At 69.4% G+C, this 16,348-nt stretch carries 9 protein-coding genes and 2 pseudogenes; 7 read left to right on the top strand and 4 right to left on the bottom strand.

The window, feature by feature from the left end:
- Positions 1–64 precede the first annotated feature (64 nt).
- Together AB8P05_RS25500 and AB8P05_RS25495 are read right to left on the bottom strand one after the other, a co-directional pair.
- A complete protein-coding gene (locus AB8P05_RS25500) occupies positions 65–1,432 on the bottom strand; it encodes an oligosaccharide flippase family protein (protein WP_472760930.1) in 1,368 nt (455 codons plus the stop codon).
- Positions 1,433–2,051: 619 nt separating this feature from the next.
- Positions 2,052–3,077 carry a LacI family DNA-binding transcriptional regulator gene (locus tag AB8P05_RS25495; protein ID WP_472760929.1) on the bottom strand — a complete coding sequence of 342 codons (1,026 nt, stop codon included), beginning with the start codon at positions 3,075–3,077 and terminating at the stop codon, positions 2,052–2,054.
- 273 nt (positions 3,078–3,350) lie between these two features.
- On the opposite strand from AB8P05_RS25495, the pseudogene ptsP reads away from it, so the two are divergent.
- The 7 genes and pseudogenes from ptsP to AB8P05_RS25460 form a co-directional block, all read left to right on the top strand.
- Positions 3,351–5,885 (top strand): annotated as a pseudogene (ptsP, locus tag AB8P05_RS25490) (phosphoenolpyruvate--protein phosphotransferase); the annotation flags it as partial.
- Positions 5,886–5,892: 7 nt separating this feature from the next.
- Positions 5,893–6,843 (top strand): 1-phosphofructokinase, encoded by a 951-nt coding sequence (gene pfkB / locus AB8P05_RS25485; protein WP_472760928.1) that lies wholly within the window; start codon positions 5,893–5,895, stop codon positions 6,841–6,843.
- Between the two features lie 88 nt (positions 6,844–6,931).
- A complete protein-coding gene (locus AB8P05_RS25480) occupies positions 6,932–8,713 on the top strand; it encodes a fructose-specific PTS transporter subunit EIIC (protein ID WP_472760927.1) in 1,782 nt (593 codons plus the stop codon).
- Between the two features lie 265 nt (positions 8,714–8,978).
- The gene (locus tag AB8P05_RS25475; RefSeq protein WP_472760926.1) at positions 8,979–10,496 is read left to right on the top strand and encodes a tagaturonate reductase; all 1,518 of its coding nucleotides are present in this window, start codon (positions 8,979–8,981) and stop codon (positions 10,494–10,496) included.
- 76 nt (positions 10,497–10,572) lie between these two features.
- Complete coding sequence (locus AB8P05_RS25470; RefSeq protein ID WP_472760925.1) at positions 10,573–10,863, top strand: hypothetical protein; 291 nt, start codon at positions 10,573–10,575, stop codon at positions 10,861–10,863.
- Positions 10,864–10,911: 48 nt separating this feature from the next.
- Positions 10,912–12,015, top strand: coding sequence for a LacI family DNA-binding transcriptional regulator (locus AB8P05_RS25465; RefSeq protein WP_472760924.1), 1,104 nt, complete (start codon positions 10,912–10,914; stop codon positions 12,013–12,015).
- Positions 12,016–12,199: 184 nt separating this feature from the next.
- Positions 12,200–13,639, top strand: a complete 1,440-nt coding sequence (locus tag AB8P05_RS25460) for an FAD-binding oxidoreductase (RefSeq protein ID WP_472760923.1) — start codon at positions 12,200–12,202, stop codon at positions 13,637–13,639.
- A 60-nt stretch (positions 13,640–13,699) separates the two neighbouring features.
- Here the strand turns inward: AB8P05_RS25460 and AB8P05_RS25455 are convergent, their stop codons facing one another.
- A complete protein-coding gene (locus AB8P05_RS25455; RefSeq protein WP_472761191.1) occupies positions 13,700–14,473 on the bottom strand; it encodes an autotransporter domain-containing protein in 774 nt (257 codons plus the stop codon).
- 243 nt (positions 14,474–14,716) lie between these two features.
- Positions 14,717–16,231 (bottom strand): annotated as a pseudogene (locus AB8P05_RS25450) (esterase-like activity of phytase family protein); the annotation flags it as partial.
- Positions 16,232–16,348: the final 117 nt, after the last annotated feature.

Raw genomic sequence — 16,348 nt, 5'->3', positions numbered from 1 at the left:
CTCGAATTCCAGGCGATTTCCAGGCGATTTGCAGGCGGCTTCCGGAGTCAGGCGGTCCGCCCGCTTATTCGCCGCCATGTCCGGCCGCGGTGGCGGCGGCCGGCGGCGTCTTGTTGAGCAGGTGCCGCGGCAGGGAGGCGAGCAGCGCCGGGTCCGGCAGGAAGGCCCGCCAGGGCAGCCCGGTGGCCCGCCGGTAGAGCGCCGCCGCGGCGACGAACACCAGCGCGTAGGCGACGGTGGACACGGCCGCCGCCGCCAGGATCCCGCCGCTGCGCAGGAACAGCAGCAGGCCGCCCACCGTGACCGCCATGCCAAGCAGGTTGGCCAGCGTGGCGGTGAAGGGCCGGTTCTCGGCATAAAGGCCGTTCAGCAGGATCGCCGCCGCGGCATAGAGCACTGCGCCCGGCAGCAGAAGCCGCAGCGGCAGCGCGCTGTCGGCGAAGGAGGGGCCATAGACCAGACCGATGGCGATGTCGGCGAACAGGAACAGCCCGCCCCCCAGCACCCCGCCGACGGCGAAGGTCGCCTGCAGGCTGTTCAGCACCAGATCGCGTCCCGACCGGCCGCGCCGGGTGGCCGCCGGCATCACCACGGTGGCGAGCGCGCTCGACAGGTTGACGATCAGCCAGGACAGGCTGGTCGCCAGCGCATAGAGCCCGACCTGCGCCGCCGGCAGGAAGGCCGGGATGATCAGCAGGTCCAGCCGCTGGGTGATGACGCCCCCCACCACGTCGCCGTGGGTGCGCAGCGCATACCAGGCGGTGCTGCGGCCGAGCGCCAGGTCGGGCCGGCCGATGCCGTGGCGCCGCAGCAGAATCAGCAGGGCCGCGACCAGCACCAGCGTGCTCATCGCCGCCTGGGCGATCACCGCGGCCTCCACCGTGAACAGCCCGACGGTCCACAGCACGGCATAGGAGGCGGCGACGCCGGCCGGCTGGAGGAAGTTCAGCGCGTTGAAGCTGCGGAAATCCTGGTCGCCGAGGACCAGCCCCAGCATCAGCTCCGACAGCAGAGCCAGCGCAATCATCGGCAGGTAGAGGCGGGCCAACTCCAGCGTCTCCGCCGGCTGGGCAGCCAGCAGGGTCGGCAGCAGCAGATGACCCGCCAGCACCGCGGCGGCGCCGACCGGCAGCAGCATCAGCACCCAGGTGGTCAGCAGCCGCCCGCCGGCCGCGGGATCGCGGGACAGCGCATAGGTCACCGCCTTGCCGCAGCCCATGCCGAACAGCCAGCCCAGAAGCTGCGCCGTGGTGAGCACCGCTGTCAGCGCCCCCCGGCCGTCCGGTCCCAGCGTGCGGGCGACCAGGACGCCCGTCAGAAGGCCAAGCCCCATCGTGGCGGCGGTGACGAGAATTGTGGCGACGCCGTCCCGCGCAAAGCTGCGCCGGGCCGGTGCTGCTGCCGCAGACTGACCGGTGGAACCATTTTGCATCACGCTCTCACCCCCGTTGGTGTCCCCTGAAGCGTCGGTCCCGCGTCATCCCGGCGGCGTTGCGGCTCTTGTCCGGGATTCGGCGCCGGCCCCTCCCCCGAGGCTGCGGCGATGGGCATGTGCGGTGGACGATTCATCCCTTTCGGTGGCCCGGATGTTCAGTCAAGGAACCGGTCACGCCGGATCCCATGCGAAGATTGCTGGCATAACCAACAAAAGTTCCGCTGATCTCGATTATTTTCTCGTGAAGAAACAAACTCTCTCAGACAGCGTTACTCAGTCTTGAGTGGGTTTGTTCTTTCGCATTTGCACATCGAACGGTAGTAGGAGACCGCGGCTATGGTCAACGCCGCTTTCGGAACTGTTCTTCCAACACACCGCAAGGGTATTTTTTATTGATCGTTCGTTGGGTGATAATCGAAGTCCCGACGAATCTTTCGGGTCTTGATTATCGAGAACACCAATTTTAAAGCGGTGGGATTACCCCGGACATGCGCCGGCTGCGCACCGACGGCGAAGCAAGCGCGCCGCCGCGCTCCGCCCCCAGGGTTGGGGAGGCGGTAAAATGGAACCTTCGATCCATGTCCGAAGTGCCGGCAGGCGGCGGCCGGGCGGACGGTCAGCCGGCGTCGGTCGAACGGGCGGCCATCCGGGCGGCGGTGGACCCGCGCAGGATGCAGGTGCCGCCGAGGACGAGGCGGCGGCTGGGGCGGTCCGGTTCCTCCAGCCGTTCGAAGAGCAGCGCCATGGCGGACCGGCCGATGTCCTGCACCGGCTGTTCGATCACGGTCAGTCCGGGGCCGACCAACTCGGTCCAGGGTTCGTTGTCGAAGCCGGCGACCGCAAGCCCGTCCGGGATCGAGAGGCCGAGACGCCGGGCCGCCTTGACCACGCCCATCAGGAACAGGCTGTTGCTGACGATGAAGGCTTCCGGCCGGTCGGGTTCGGCCATCCAGTCCACCACCGCCTGCTCCGCCGCGTCGGCGTAGGGGGCGAGGAAGCGGGCGGCGGGCGTCAGGCCGCGGGCGGCCATGGCGGCGCGGTAGCCGTCGTGACGTTCCTGGCCGGTGGTGCTGGTGTTGCCGAACAGGCCGGCGATGCGGCGGTAGCCCTGGTCATGCAGATGCTCCACCAGCATCGCCGCGGCGCGCGGGTTGTCGAGCACGACCGCGTCGTGCCGCCCGGTCGGCGCGTTGCGGTCGATCAGCACGACGGGGAAATCCAGGTCCAGCCCGTCGAGCCGGTCCAGCGTGCTGCGGGTGGGGGCGAAAATCAGGCCGGTGATCCGCTCCTCCTGCATCAGGCGGAGATACAGCTCCTCCCGCTCCGGATTCTCGTCGCTGTTGCACAGGATGACGCGCATGCCGGCGCGGTAGGCCGCATCCTCCACCGCGCGGCTGACGGCGGTGAAGAAGGGGTTGCGGATGTCCGACACCACCAGCCCGATGGTCTGCGAATGCTGGGAGCGCAGGCGCCGCGCCGACAGGTTGGGGCGGTAGCCGGTGGCGCGCACCGCGTCCTCCACCCGCTTGCGCAGCGCCTCGCTGACCGGGCCGTTGCCGAGCACGCGCGACACGGTGGCGACCGATACGCCGGCGGCCAGGGCCACATCCTTGATGCTGGCGGTTTTTCCCGAGACGCTCATGTCCAGACCGATCGTGTGGAGGGTGCCCCGTTCGAGGGGCGGCAACCTTAGCGGCGCCGGCCGAAGATGACCAGGGCGCGGCACACTTTGAGAAGATTCCTGAAAACGTTTCCAGCGCCTTCTTCAGAACATCCCCCATTTTTGCGCGCCTGACAAGCCGTTCATCCGGAAAAGCCCATATGCTGCAACGCAACAAGCGTTGACAGCGGAACTGTAATCGTTTTCACTCAGTCTCAAGAGGTCACACAAAAACATGCGGAGGAGACGGTCGCCATGGCCACCGACATGCACCCCCTTAGCCTTCCCCCGGATTTGATCCGCCTGGGCGCCGCCCCGGCCGGGAAGGAGGCGGCGATCCGCGAGGCGGCGCAGCTTCTCATCGCCGCGGGCTGCATCGACCCCGCCTATGCCGACAGCATGATCCGGCGGGAGACGGTGGCGAACACCTTCCTCGGCCATGGCGTCGCCATCCCGCACGGCATGGTGGACGACCGCAACCTGGTCCGCCGCAACGGCATCGCCATCCTGCAGGTGCCGGACGGCGTGGTGTGGAACGACGGGCAGACCGCCCGGCTGGTGGTTGCCATCGCCGCGCAGTCCGACGCCCACATCGCCATCCTCCGCCGCCTGACCCGCCTGATGCAGGACGAGCAGCGTCTGGGCGCGCTGTTCACCACCACCGATCCGGCCGATCTGGTCGCCGCCTTGTCGGACGAGTCCGCGCTGCCGGCCGCCCCGGCGTCGGAGGCAGGCGACCTCGCCGAGACCTTCGAGTGGGTGGTTGATTACCCGACCGGCCTGCATGCCCGTCCCGCCGCCGCCTGGGTGGAGACCGCCCGCGCCGCCGCCGGCCGCGTCCGCATCCGCCACGGGGAGGAGGTGGCCGACGGCAAGACGCTGGTGGCATTGCTGCAGCTCGGCCTGCGGCCCGGCGACCGCATCACCGTGTCCGCCGACGGTCCGGACGCGCGCGCCGTGCTGAACCGCCTGCGCGCGACCATCACCGGCTTGAGCGCGCGGGAGAAGGCGGATGCCGCCGCCGCGGCGCGCAAGGCGAAGGCCGTGGTGCAGGGCTGGACTCCGCCGGCCGCCGCCGATGGCGCGAATGGCGGTCGTGAAATGCCGGTGGTCGCCGGCATCGGCGCCAGCCCCGGACTTGCCATCGGTCCGGTCCATGTCATGCCGAAGGCCGATCTGGCCGTGCCCGACCGTCCGGCCCCGCTGCTGGAGGGCGGCAACCGCCTGCACGAGGCGCTGAACCTGACCCGCCAGCAGTTGAAGGCTCTGGCCGACGACACCGCCCGCCGTCTCGGTCCCGCCGAGGCCGGCATCTTCGCGGCGCAGGCGGAACTGCTGAACGACACCGACCTCATCACGCTGGCCTGCCAGCTGATGGTGGAGGGGCACGGCCCCGGCTGGTCCTGGAACGAGGCCGTGGAACGCAGCGCTGCGAAGCTTGCCTCCAACCCCAACCCGGTGCTGGCCTGCCGCGCCGCCGATCTGCGCGACGTCGGCCGCCGGGTGCTGACCCGCATCGACCCGGACCTGCGCGGCGGCTCGATCCGCGACCTGCCGGACACCCCCTGCATCCTGGTCGCCGACGACCTGTCGCCGTCCGACACCGCCGCACTCGACATGGGCCGCGTCATCGGTCTGGCGACGGCGCAGGGCGGCCCGACCTCCCACACCGCGATCCTGGCGCGCACGCTTGGGCTGCCGGCGATGGTGGCGGGTGGCGGTGCGCTGACCGAACTTGCCAACGGCACCACCGCCATCCTCGACGGCCAGTCCGGCCGCCTCTATCTCGACCCGTCCGACGCCGACCTCGCCGCCGCCCATGGCTGGATCGAGGAGCAGCGCGTCAAGAAGGCCCAGCAGGAGGAGCGGCGCGGCCTGCCCGCCCGCACCCGCGACGGCCATACGGTGGAGATCGGCGCCAACGTCAACCGTCCCGATCAGGTGCCGGTGGCGCTGTCCCAGGGTGCCGAGGGCGTCGGGCTGATGCGCACCGAGTTCCTGTTCCTGGAGCGCGGCGACGCCCCCAGCGAGGAGGAGCAGTACGAGACCTACCGCGCCATGCTGGAGGCGCTGGACGGCCGTCCGCTGATCGTCCGCGCGCTCGACATCGGCGGTGACAAGCAGGTGCCGCACCTGCAGTTGCCGCACGAGGAGAACCCCTTCCTCGGTGTGCGCGGCGCCCGCCTGCTTCTGCGCCATCCCGAATTGCTGGAGCCGCAGCTGCGCGCCCTCTACCGCGCCGCCAAGGCGGCGAAGCCGGGTGCGCTGCTGATCATGTTCCCGATGATCACCACCCTGCGCGAGATCGAGACGCTGCGCGACGTCTGCGACCGCATCCGGGCGGAACTGGACGCCCCGGCGGTGCCGCTGGGCATCATGGTGGAGGTGCCGGCCGCGGCAATCCAGGCCGACGTGCTGGCCCGCCATGTCGATTTCTTCTCCATCGGCACCAACGACCTGACCCAGTACGCGCTGGCGGTCGACCGCCAGCATCCCGAACTGGCGGCGGAGGCCGACAGCCTGCACCCGTCGGTGCTGCGCCTGATCCGCATGACGGTGGAGGGGGCCGAGAAGCATGGCCGCTGGGTCGGCGTCTGCGGCGGCATCGCCGGCGACCCGTTCGGCGCCGCCCTGCTGGCGGGCTTGGGCGTGCGCGAGCTGTCGATGACCCCGCGCGACATCCCCGGCGTCAAGGACCGGCTGCGCGACAGCGACCTTGCCGGTCTGCAGGATCTCGCCCGGCGCGCGCTGGACTGCGAATCCTCCGACGAGGTGCGGGCGCTGGACGGGGTGCGTCATGACGAAACCCGTCGTCACCGTCACCCTGAACCCGGCCATCGACCAGACCATCACGGTCGAGGCGCTGAAGCCCGGCAGCGTCCACCGCGCCAAGGCGGTGCGCCACAATGCCGGCGGCAAGGGCGTCAACGTCGCCAGCTGCCTGGCCGACTGGGGCACGCCGGTGGCCGCCGCCGGCCTGCTGGGCAGCGGCAACGCCGCGCCGTTCGAGGCGCTGTTCCGGGCCAAGGGCATTGCCGACGCCTTCCTGCGGCTGCCGGGAGAGACGCGCGTCAACATCAAGATCGCCGATCTCGCCGCCAACGACACCACCGACATCAACCTGCCGGGCCTGAGCGCCGATGCCGGCGCTCTCGACCGCGTGCGCGAGACGGTGCTGGGGCTGGTGGAGCCGGGCACGCCGGTCCTGCTGGCCGGCAGCCTGCCCGATGGACTGCCGGCCGACGCCTATGCCGGGCTGACCGCCGACTTTTCTGCGGCCGGCGCGCGGGTGGTGCTGGACAGCAGCGGGGCGCCGCTGGCGGCGGCGTTGGCCTCCACCGGTGCGCTGCCCCACTGCATCAAGCCCAACCGCCACGAGCTGGAGGATTGGGCCGGCCGGCCGCTGCCGACCGGGGCGGACCTGCTTGAGGCGGCGCGCGGCCTGCACCGGTGCGGCGTGGCGGTGGTCGTGGTCTCGCTGGGGGCGGACGGCGCGCTGTTCGTCTGCGGCGAGCGCGCGCTGCACGGGCGGCTGCCGCCGGTGACGGCGCTGAGCACCGTGGGCGCCGGCGACGCCATGGTCGCCGGCCTGATCGCCGCCTTCCAGACGGGCGGCGGGCTGGAGGATGTGGCGCGCCTGTCGGTGGCCTTCGCCGCCGCCAAGCTGGGCTGCTTCGGTCCCAACCTGCCCGACCCGGCGGTGGTGCGATCGCTGGCGGCGCAGGTGGCGCTGACCTCGCCCGCCTGATTTCGGCACCTGATTCTTGCCGCCCGGCGGCATCGGACGAGACTCAACACAGTGACAGGGGCGGGACCGAACCCGCCAGGAGGAAACAATGGCGAACCTGTTGGCCGTGATCGCGGCGGGCGATCTCACCACCCAGGCCGTTCTGGCGGCCGAAGCCCTGCGCAAGGCCGCGGCCTCGCTGGGGCATGGTATCCAGGTGGAGATCCGCACCAGCCTCGGCATCCAGTCCCCGCTCGACCCCGCGCTGCTGTCCAGGGCGGAGAGCGTCGTCCTGATCGGCGGCGGCGACCTCGACGAAGGGCGCTTCGCCACGCTGAAGCGCAGCACCGCCTCGCTCGACGAGGTGCTGGCCGATCCGGGCGGGGTGGTGGAGCGGGCGCTGGGCGCTCCTGCCGCAGCACCCGGGGCGGCGTCTGCCGCGGGACCGCGCCGGATCGTCGCCATCACCTCCTGCCCGACCGGCATCGCCCATACCTTCATGGCGGCGGAAGGCATCCAGCAGGCGGCCACCGCGCTGGGCCACAGGGTCCGGGTGGAGACCCAGGGCTCCGTCGGCGCGCGCGACACGCTGACCGACGAGGAGATTCGCGATGCCGACATCGTTCTGATCGCCGCCGACACCCAGATCGACCTGTCCCGCTTCGCCGGCAAGCGCGTGTTCCTGAGCGGCACCAAGCCCGCCATCAATGACGGCAAGGCCCTGGTCACCCGTGCGCTGGCGGAGGCGAAGCCGCATGGCGCCCCCGGCGGCGGCGCCGTCCCGCTGGCCGACGCGGTCGCCGCCGGCAAGGCGGAGCGGTCGGCCCAGCGCACCGGCCCCTACAAGCACCTGATGACCGGCGTGTCCTTCATGCTGCCCTTCGTGGTGACCGGCGGCCTGCTGATCGCGCTGGCCTTCGCGCTGGGCGGCATCTACGTCTATGAGGAATCGAACGCCGGGACGCTGGGTTACGCCCTGTTCCAGATCGGTGCCAAGGGTGCCTTCGCCCTGATGGTTCCGGCGCTGGCCGGCTACATCGCCTATTCCATCGCCGACCGTCCCGGCATCGCCCCCGGCATGGTGGGCGGCATCCTGGCCGGCAGCATCGGCGCCGGCTTCCTCGGCGGCATCGTCGCCGGATTCATCGCCGGCTACGGCACGGCCTTCCTCAACCGGCACATCAAGCTGCACCGCAACCTGGAAGGGCTTAAGCCGGTGCTGATCCTGCCGCTGCTGGGCTCGCTGCTGACCGGCCTGCTGATGATCTACGTCGTCGGCACTCCCGTCGCCGAAGCCCTGGCCTGGATGAGCGCTTGGCTGAAGGGCATGCAGGGAAGCAGCGCGATCCTGCTGGGCCTGCTGATCGGCGCGATGATGGCCTTCGACATGGGCGGCCCGGTCAACAAGGCGGCCTACGCCTTCTCCACCGGCCTGATCGCGTCGCAGGTCTACACCCCGATGGCCGCCGCCATGGCCGCCGGCATGGTGCCGCCGCTGGGTCTGGCGCTGGCGACCAAGCTGTTCGCCGACCGCTTCACGGCGGAGGAGCGCGAGGCCGGCAACGCCGCCGCCGTCCTGGGCATCGCCTTCATCACCGAGGGCGCCATCCCCTTCGCCGCCCGCGACCCGCTGCGTGTCATTCCGGCGCTGATGATCGGCGCGTCCCTGACCGGCGCCATCTCCATGGCGATCGGGGCGGAGCTGAAGGTTCCCCATGGCGGCATCTTCGTGCTGCCCATCCCGAACGCGGTGACGCATCTGCTGGGCTATGTCGTCGCCCTGGTGGTGGGCACCGTTGTCACGGCCGTGGCGCTGCGGGTGCTGAAGAAGCCGGTTGCGGCCGTGGCCGCACCCAAGCCGGCGGTCCAGGAGGTCGGCGCGCACGCCTGATCCCGTCCCGTTCCAACCCGTTTCCTCTCGGGCGTCCTCCCGAAGCCTTGCCCCTCTCCGCCGCGCGCGGGGAGGGGCGCTCTTTTCCGGAAGTTCCCGCGCCGACCGGCCTCCACCCAAGCCGCCTCTGCACCCCCTCAACCATATTGCCGCACCCTTTTCCGCTTGCACCTTAGATTAATATATTAGTATATTGAACTCATCGCCCGCGCCTGCCCCGATGGCGCCGGCCCTGCCTTTTCCGCTCCTGTAAGGATGCCCAGTCATGCGTTCCCTGACCCGTGACCAGCTTGCCGGCGGCACGTTCGACGTCGCCCATACCGGCGGCGCGCCGACCCTGCCCGTGACCATCCTCCAGGTGGGCGACGGCAACTTCCTGCGCGGTTTCGTCGATTGGATGGTCGATGTCGCCAACGGCCAGGGGCTCACCAAGGCCGGCGTCGCCATCGCCCAGCCGCTGGACCAGGGCATCGCCAACCTCCTGAAGGCGCAGGACAACCTCTACACCGTCCTGCTGCGCGGCATCGAAGGCGGGCGCGAGGTCGAATCGCGCCGGGTCGTCTCCTGCGTCTCCGAAGCGCTGAACCCCTATGCCGACTGGGCGCGGATGGTGGAGCTGGCCTGCTCGCCGGCCCTGCGCTTCTTCGTTTCCAACACCACCGAGGCCGGCATCGCCGACCGCGAGGAGCCCCACACCCCCGGCGCCTGCCAGGACAGCTTTCCGGCCAAGGTCGCGGCCCTGCTGTACGCCCGGTACAAGGCGCTGGGCGGCAGCGCCGACAACGGGCTCGTCTTCCTGCCCTGCGAGCTGATCGAGGCCAACGGCGCCAACCTGAAGCGCATCGTGCTGGCCCATGCCAAGCGCTGGGGCCTGGAGGCCGGCTTCGCCGACTGGGTGGAGACGCACAACCACTTCCTGAACACGCTGGTCGACCGCATCGTCCCCGGCTATCCGAAGGACGAAGCCGCCGCGCTGTCCGCCAAATGGGGCTATGAGGACCGGCTGGCCGTCGCCGCCGAGCCCTTCCATGTCTGGGTGATCGAGGGACCGGCTCATCTGGCCGAGGAACTGCCGCTGCACAAGGCCGGGCTGAACGTGGTCTGGACCGACGATCTGCAGCCCTACCGCACCCGCAAGGTCCGCATTCTGAACGGCGCCCACACCGCCAGCGCGCTGGCCGCCTACTGCGCCGGGCTCGACACCGTCAAGTCGATGATGGACGACCCCACCGTCTCGGCCTACCTGAACAAGGTGATGTTCGAGGAGATCGTCCCCTTCGTGCCGCTGCCCGAGGCGGAGCGGCAGGACTATGCCCGCACCATCATGGAGCGCTTCGGCAACCCCTATATCCGGCACGAGCTGATCTCCATCACGCTCAACTCGGTGTCGAAATGGCAGGTGCGCGTGCTGCCCAGCCTGAAGGACGCGGTTGCCCGCGACGGGCAGGCTCCGGCCGGCCTGTCCTTCTCGCTGGCGGCGCTGCTGCGCTTCTACCGCGGCTTCAACATCAGCGGCGCCTACACCGGCGAGCGCGAGGCCGGGTCCTACCCGATCAGCGACAATGCCGAGGTGATCGCCGCCATGGGCGCCGCCTGGGCTGCCAACGGGGCGGCCAACGCCGGCGACCCGCCGGCGCTGGTGGCTGCGGTCCTGTCGGACGTCCGGCTGTGGAAGGAGGACCTGACCGCCATCCCCGGCCTTGCCGCCCGCGTCGCCGACAGCCTCGCCGCCATCGAGGCGAAGGGCATGAAGGCGGCCATGGCCGAACTGGTCGCCGGCTGATCCGGCTTGCACGACTGCAGAGCGGGGCGGTCCGGGCAAGGCCGTCCCGCAGGGCATGACATCGATGACACCGACATTGACCCTTCGCATCGCCGAATTGGAGCTGGACGCGGCGGTGCTGCGCCATCGCCTGTTGCATATCCCCCTGGATCTGCAGGAGGATTGCGGCCTGTGGGCAAGCCACAGGACGATCGGGCGGCAGGCGCTGACCCTGTTCCGTGCCGTCCGGCAGGAGACCCGCGACACTGGCGACGAGGTGGAATGCGATCAGGCGCTCAGCCGGATCGAAGCCGCCTACCAACTCGTCCATGACGCGATCCAAACCCTGTCGGCGCTGGCTCTCGCGGAGCTGCCGACCCGACACTGACGGGCGGCGATTGTCGCCGTAATCGTTGATGCGTGAGGAAGACCGACGATGCAGACGACGGAATCGAGGAAGCGGACGCGTCGCGGCACCCAGCGGGTGACCATGACCGACGTGGCGAACGCCGCCGACGTGTCGCCCAGCACCGTGTCGCTCTATCTCCGCCGGCCCGGGGCGGTGTCCCGCCATCTCGCCGAACGCATCGCCCGCGTCATCGACGAGATGGGCTATGTGCCCAATCTGGTCGCCGGCAGCCTCGCCGCGGCGCGCAGCCGCACCGTCGGCGTCATCCTGCCCTCCATCCTCAATTCCTTCTTCGCCGAGACCTACAACACGCTGCAGGGCATGTTCCAGGCGGCGCATTACCAGACCCTGCTGGGCGTCAGCGAGTTCAGCCCGGAGGAGGAGGAGAGCCTGATCCGCGCCTTCCTCGCCTGGTCTCCGGCGGCGATGGTGGTGACCGGCTTCCACCACACCGAGCGCACCCGCGCCATGCTGGCCTCCTGCGGGGTGCCGGTGGTGGAGATGTGGGACATGCCGTCCCATCCGGGCGAGGCGGTCGGCATCAGCGTCGGCTTCTCGCATTTCGAGGTCGGCCGCATGCAGACCAGCCACCTCTACGACCAGGGCAGCCGCAAGGTCGCCTATATCGGCGCCGCCGCCCATCAGGACCTGCGCGTGCGCAGCCGCACCGACGGCTATGAGGCGGAGGTGTTGCGGCGCGGCCTGCACGAACCCATCGACTTCACAGTCCCCGACGCCGCCACGACCGAGGTCGGCCGCTGGCTGATCGACGAGATCCTGACGCGCCACCCCGACATCGACGGCGTGGTCTGCTCCAACGACGCGCTGGCGCTGGGCGTGCTGTTCGAGGTGACCCGCCGCGACCTGCGCGTGCCGGAGGATCTGGCGGTGGTGGGATTCGGCGATCTGCCCTTCAGCAACTCCTGCCCGCCGCCGCTGACGACCGTCCGTCCGCCCCAGCGCGAGATCGGCCGGCTCAGCGCCACGCAAATCCTGGCGGCGCTGGACGGAGCCCGCAGCACGCCGCAGCACCACAATCTGGAGTGCGAACTGGTGGTCCGCGGCAGCACCCGGCCGGTGGCCAAGGGGCAGGGGGCTGAAGACGCTTCCCTTCCAAGGATGGTGAAATAGCCTTGTCTGTTTCTTCCGGCGTGCGTGATTGACGCTGTTTGTTATCATTAGGATAATAAGCAACATCAAACACAACCCATAACGCAGGGTGGACAGGCTCATGGCGCTCGGACTGCACTCATCTCGCCGCAATTTCCTTGTCGGGGCCGGCCGTTTCGCGGGCGCCGCGGCCGCGGTTCGCCTCATGCCGGGTTCCGCCTTCGCGGCGGAGACGGGCGGGGCGCTCTGCCCGCCGCCGTCGGCCTGGTCCGACTTAGCGAAAGGGCTGAAGGGCGTGCTGCTGCGGCCGGAGGATCCGTTCTTCGCCGATGTCTGCCGGCCCAACAACCTGCGCTATGGCGCCACCCTGCCGGCCGGCATCGCCCGCTGTGCGAAGCCGGAGGATGTTCAGGCCTGCATCAAGTGGGTGAAGCAACAGGCCATGCCCTTCGCCGTGCGGTCGGGCGGTCACAACTATGCAGGCTTCTCCACCACCCCCGGCCTGCTGATCGACATGTCGCTGATGGCGGGGGCCGAGCCGCTGCCGGGCAAGGACGGGCTGGTGAAGGTGCAGGGCGGCACGCTGAACTCGCTGGTCTACAAGCAGATGGAACGGCTGGGCCGCACCCTCACCCATGGGCGTTGCGATTCCGTCGGCGCCGCCGGTTTCCTGCTGGGTGGCGGCATCGGCTTCAACATGCGCAAGTTCGGCATGGCGTCCGACCTGCTGCATGCGACGGAGCTGGTGACCGCCGACGGCAGCCATGTCAAGGCCGATGCCGGCACCGAATCCTCCCTCTATTGGGCCTGCCGCGGCGGGGCGGGCGGCAATTTCGGCATCAACACCTCCTTCACCCTCGAAACCCGTCCGGCGGAGCCGGTCACGGTCTTCAACCTGGTCTGGACGAAGGAGCTGCCGAAGGTCCTGAAGCTTCTGCTGACCGAACTGGCGACCGCGCCGGACGATTTCGGCAGCAAGATCAGCGTCACCATCCCCAGCTGGCAGGACCGCTGCGCCAACGTGCCGATCAAGCTCTCGATCCTCGGCCAGCTGCACAAATCCAGCGTGACGCTGAAGGACATCTTCAAATCCACCTGGGAGCTGATCGACAAGGACCAGTCGCAGGTGAAGGAGAATGTACCCTACTGGACGGGACAGGATTTCCTGACCGAAACGACCTTCCCCTACTATTACCAGGAGAAGTCCAGCTACATGAAGGCTGCGGACATCGGCGACGAGGCCATCCTCGCCATGTTCGACTGGGCGGCGAGGATGCCCGCCACCTCGATGCCGGTGGCCTTCAAGTTCTTCCAGGTCGGCGGCGCCATCAACCGCATGGGCCCGACGGAGACCGCCTATGTCCACCGCGGCTACGACTGGCTGTTCACAGTCGAGGCGAACTGGTGGCGTCCGACCGACTCCGCGCTGCTGATCGAGCAGGCGCTGGACTGGCAGCAGCGCTTCTACGACGACGTCAACCGCCGCACCAAGGCGGCCGGCGCCTTCCAGAACTTCTCCGACCCGTCGCTCGCCGATTGGCAGCGGGCCTATTACGGCGAAAACCTCGCCCGCTTGGCCCAGGTGAAGAAGGCGGTCGACCCGACCATGCTCTTCACCTTCGCACAGGCGATCCGGCCGGCCTGACCGGTTGCGAGACCGGCGCGGCATTGCGGGTGGGAGTGTCCCCACCCGCAATGCCCGTCATCAGAACCGGTAGCCGATCGACGTGAAGACGCTGTGGTCGCGGTTGTCGTGGCCGAACTTGCCGTCATAGCCGACCTGCCATGCCACGGCGCCGCTCAGCACCGTGACGCCGGCACCGGCCCGCAGCCCGTCCCGCTCGGGCGTGCCGAAGGTCCGGGTCGTCATGCCCAGGCTGCTGGTGGTGCGGTTGGCAAGCGTGGCGGCCAGCGTCTCGGCCCCGCGCACGCGGTTCCACTCGTAGCTCAGGCGGGCCTGCGGGATGATCGACGCTTTTTCCGTCTCGAAGCGGTGGGCGGCCTGCCCGCCGAATTCCCAGCTCCAGCCGCGTTGGGTCTGGCTCGGCAGGATGCCGTTCAGGTGGATCGCCTCGGCTTCCGTGTAGCCGTCGATGGTGGCGCGGGTGTAGCGCGCCGCCGCGACCGGACCGAACGACCACGCTCCCTCGCCCAGCTCATAGCCGCCGTCGATGCCGACCGACCAGCTACGCCCCTTGGTCTCGCCGCGGGCGGTCAGGCCATAGGCGCCGGTGTTGCGCACGATCTTGTCGTAATTGTCGAAGGAATAGGTGCCCGACAGGCTGCCGAAGAAGCCGCCGTAGCTTCCGGCCAGATAGGGGCTGATCGAGGCGGAGCGGACCTTGGCGCTCCCGGTGTCGCCGAAGGACAGGCTGTTGCGGGCGCCGCCCACCGCGAAGCCGGCGACCAGATTGCGGGTGATCCGGATGTCGGCACCGACCTGTCCATTGCGCGAGTCGGTGTCGGCGCCGGCCCTCATGCCGGTGTCGTCGCTGCGGTTGAAGCCGAGCTGACCGCCGACCCAGCCGCTGATGGCGGGGCCAGCAGTCACCGGATCGCCGCCGCCTTCGCCGGGACCGTCGAGGAAGCGCAGGCCGTTCAGGTGGCTGCGCACCGAGCGCGAGGCCGCGTCGGCCATCGCCACCGACGCGTTGCCGAGGCCCCGCGCCATCGGCAGGGCAGTCTGGCGCAGCGATTCGATGGCGAGCGGATCGACGTAGGTCGGCAGGGTCAGCCGGTAGACCAGCAGCATCGTGTCGACGTCGGCCCCGGCATCGTAGGCGGCGCCGACCTGATAGCCGTTGCGGGTCAGGAAGTCGTTGTCGTTGCCGACGAACAGGAAGAAATCGTCCGGCCGGGCGGCGTCGAGCGCCGGCAGCAGGCCCATTGCCTCCCACTTCTCCGACAGCAGGTTGGCGTCCTGCGCGCCGCCATTGTGCAGCCCGAACTTCGCCAGCTGGCCGTTGTTGTTGATGCTGAGGAACTGGGTGTAGGACACCGGCGTCACCGACGCCACCAGATTGCCGCCGGGGGCGACCGGGGTGGTGCCGTCATAGGCGGTGCCGACCAGATTGGTGGCGTTCGACACGTCGATGATGTCGATGCTGCGGTAGAGCGAGTTGGTGCCGCTCAGCCCCTGGCCGTTGTTGCTGTCGCGCGACAGGACGAGGAACTGCTTGTCGTTCAGCGCCAGCATCTCGCTCTGGGCCGCCACCAGCGTGTTGCTTCCCGAACGGAAGGTGGGAAGCGGCACGACGTAATGGCCGACCAGCGCCGGGCTGTCCGGGTTCGTGGACACATCGTAGATGACGAGGCGGGTGTTGCGCCGGGTGGCGCTGTTGCCGCCGGTTCCGCCGTCCTGGCGGGTGGCGCTCTGCAGCAGGGCGGCCAGTTTGGTCCTGTCCGGCGTCAGCGACAGTCCTTCCAGCCCCTGATTGTTCTGCCGTCCGGTGGTCGGGTCGGCCGGCGTTGGCGCCGGCTGGCCGGCGGCCGGGTTGTTGGACGCGAAATCCAGCCTGCCGTTGCGCACCGGCAGCAGGGCCGCCGGCGGCTGCACCGCCGAGATCATCCGGCCGGTGGCGGAGAAATGGTAGATGTAGGGGCCGTACTCGTCGCTGATGTAGAAGCTGCCGTCGGCGAGCCGGGCGATGCCCTCGGCGTCCACGCTGATCTTGCCATTGTAAGCCTGCGGCAGAGCCGGAAGGCCGTTCGCCGACGCACGCACGCCCGTGCGTGGCTGCGGATCGAGACCGGTGGTGACGGCGCCGTTCGCTTCGGTCAGCAGGGTGGTGTCGATCAGGCTCATCCCGATCTGCGACTGCTGCCCGCTTCCGGCAGGCAGTGCGGCGCTGCCGTAATAGGGCCGCAAGGACAGGGCCAGCGTGTTCAGGCGCGGCCGGTAGTCGGTGGTGCCGGCGACGTTGTATCCGCGGTCGGGCAGGGCGAACATGATGCCGCTGTAGCTGTCGCCGTTGCGCCGCCAGGATTTGGCGTCGAAGGTCAGCCCCGACATCGAGCCGAAGGTCTCGCCATACTTGTCGCGGGTCCCGGCGCTGATCCGGCCGACGCCGACCAGCCCCTGGTTGACGAAGCTGGAGCCGCCGACGGTCACGCTGTCCACGGTCTGGGCGGAGGCGACCCCCATCGCGACACCGCAGGTGGACAGGACGAGAGAGGCGAGGCCGGTGGCGGACAGCAGCGCCGTCCTGAACCGTTCCGCGCGGATTTTGCTATGCATCGAAAAGAACCCCCCAATCGAATCCCAAGCGAATTCAAAAGGGGTATTAGGGCCGGACGCATGACGGCGTGGTGACGCGTTCGTGACGTGTCGATGACGTCTTCATGGGGCGCGCTT

Source organism: Azospirillum sp. VT-I1 (assembly GCF_055698305.1).
This window is presented reverse-complemented; position numbering and strand designations above follow the sequence as displayed.

What these genes read in the sequence shown, in the direction of transcription:
- AB8P05_RS25500 (WP_472760930.1), bottom strand. Translation starts at nt 1,432, where the DNA reads ATGCAAAATGGTTCCACCGGTCAGTCTGCGGCAGCAGCACCGGCCCGG.
- AB8P05_RS25495 (WP_472760929.1), bottom strand. Translation starts at nt 3,077, where the DNA reads ATGAGCGTCTCGGGAAAAACCGCCAGCATCAAGGATGTGGCCCTGGCC.
- pfkB (WP_472760928.1), top strand. Translation starts at nt 5,893, where the DNA reads ATGACGAAACCCGTCGTCACCGTCACCCTGAACCCGGCCATCGACCAG.
- AB8P05_RS25480 (WP_472760927.1), top strand. Translation starts at nt 6,932, where the DNA reads ATGGCGAACCTGTTGGCCGTGATCGCGGCGGGCGATCTCACCACCCAG.
- AB8P05_RS25475 (WP_472760926.1), top strand. Translation starts at nt 8,979, where the DNA reads ATGCGTTCCCTGACCCGTGACCAGCTTGCCGGCGGCACGTTCGACGTC.
- AB8P05_RS25465 (WP_472760924.1), top strand. Translation starts at nt 10,912, where the DNA reads ATGCAGACGACGGAATCGAGGAAGCGGACGCGTCGCGGCACCCAGCGG.
- AB8P05_RS25460 (WP_472760923.1), top strand. Translation starts at nt 12,200, where the DNA reads ATGCCGGGTTCCGCCTTCGCGGCGGAGACGGGCGGGGCGCTCTGCCCG.
- AB8P05_RS25455 (WP_472761191.1), bottom strand. Translation starts at nt 14,473, where the DNA reads ATGAGGGCCGGCGCCGACACCGACTCGCGCAATGGACAGGTCGGTGCC.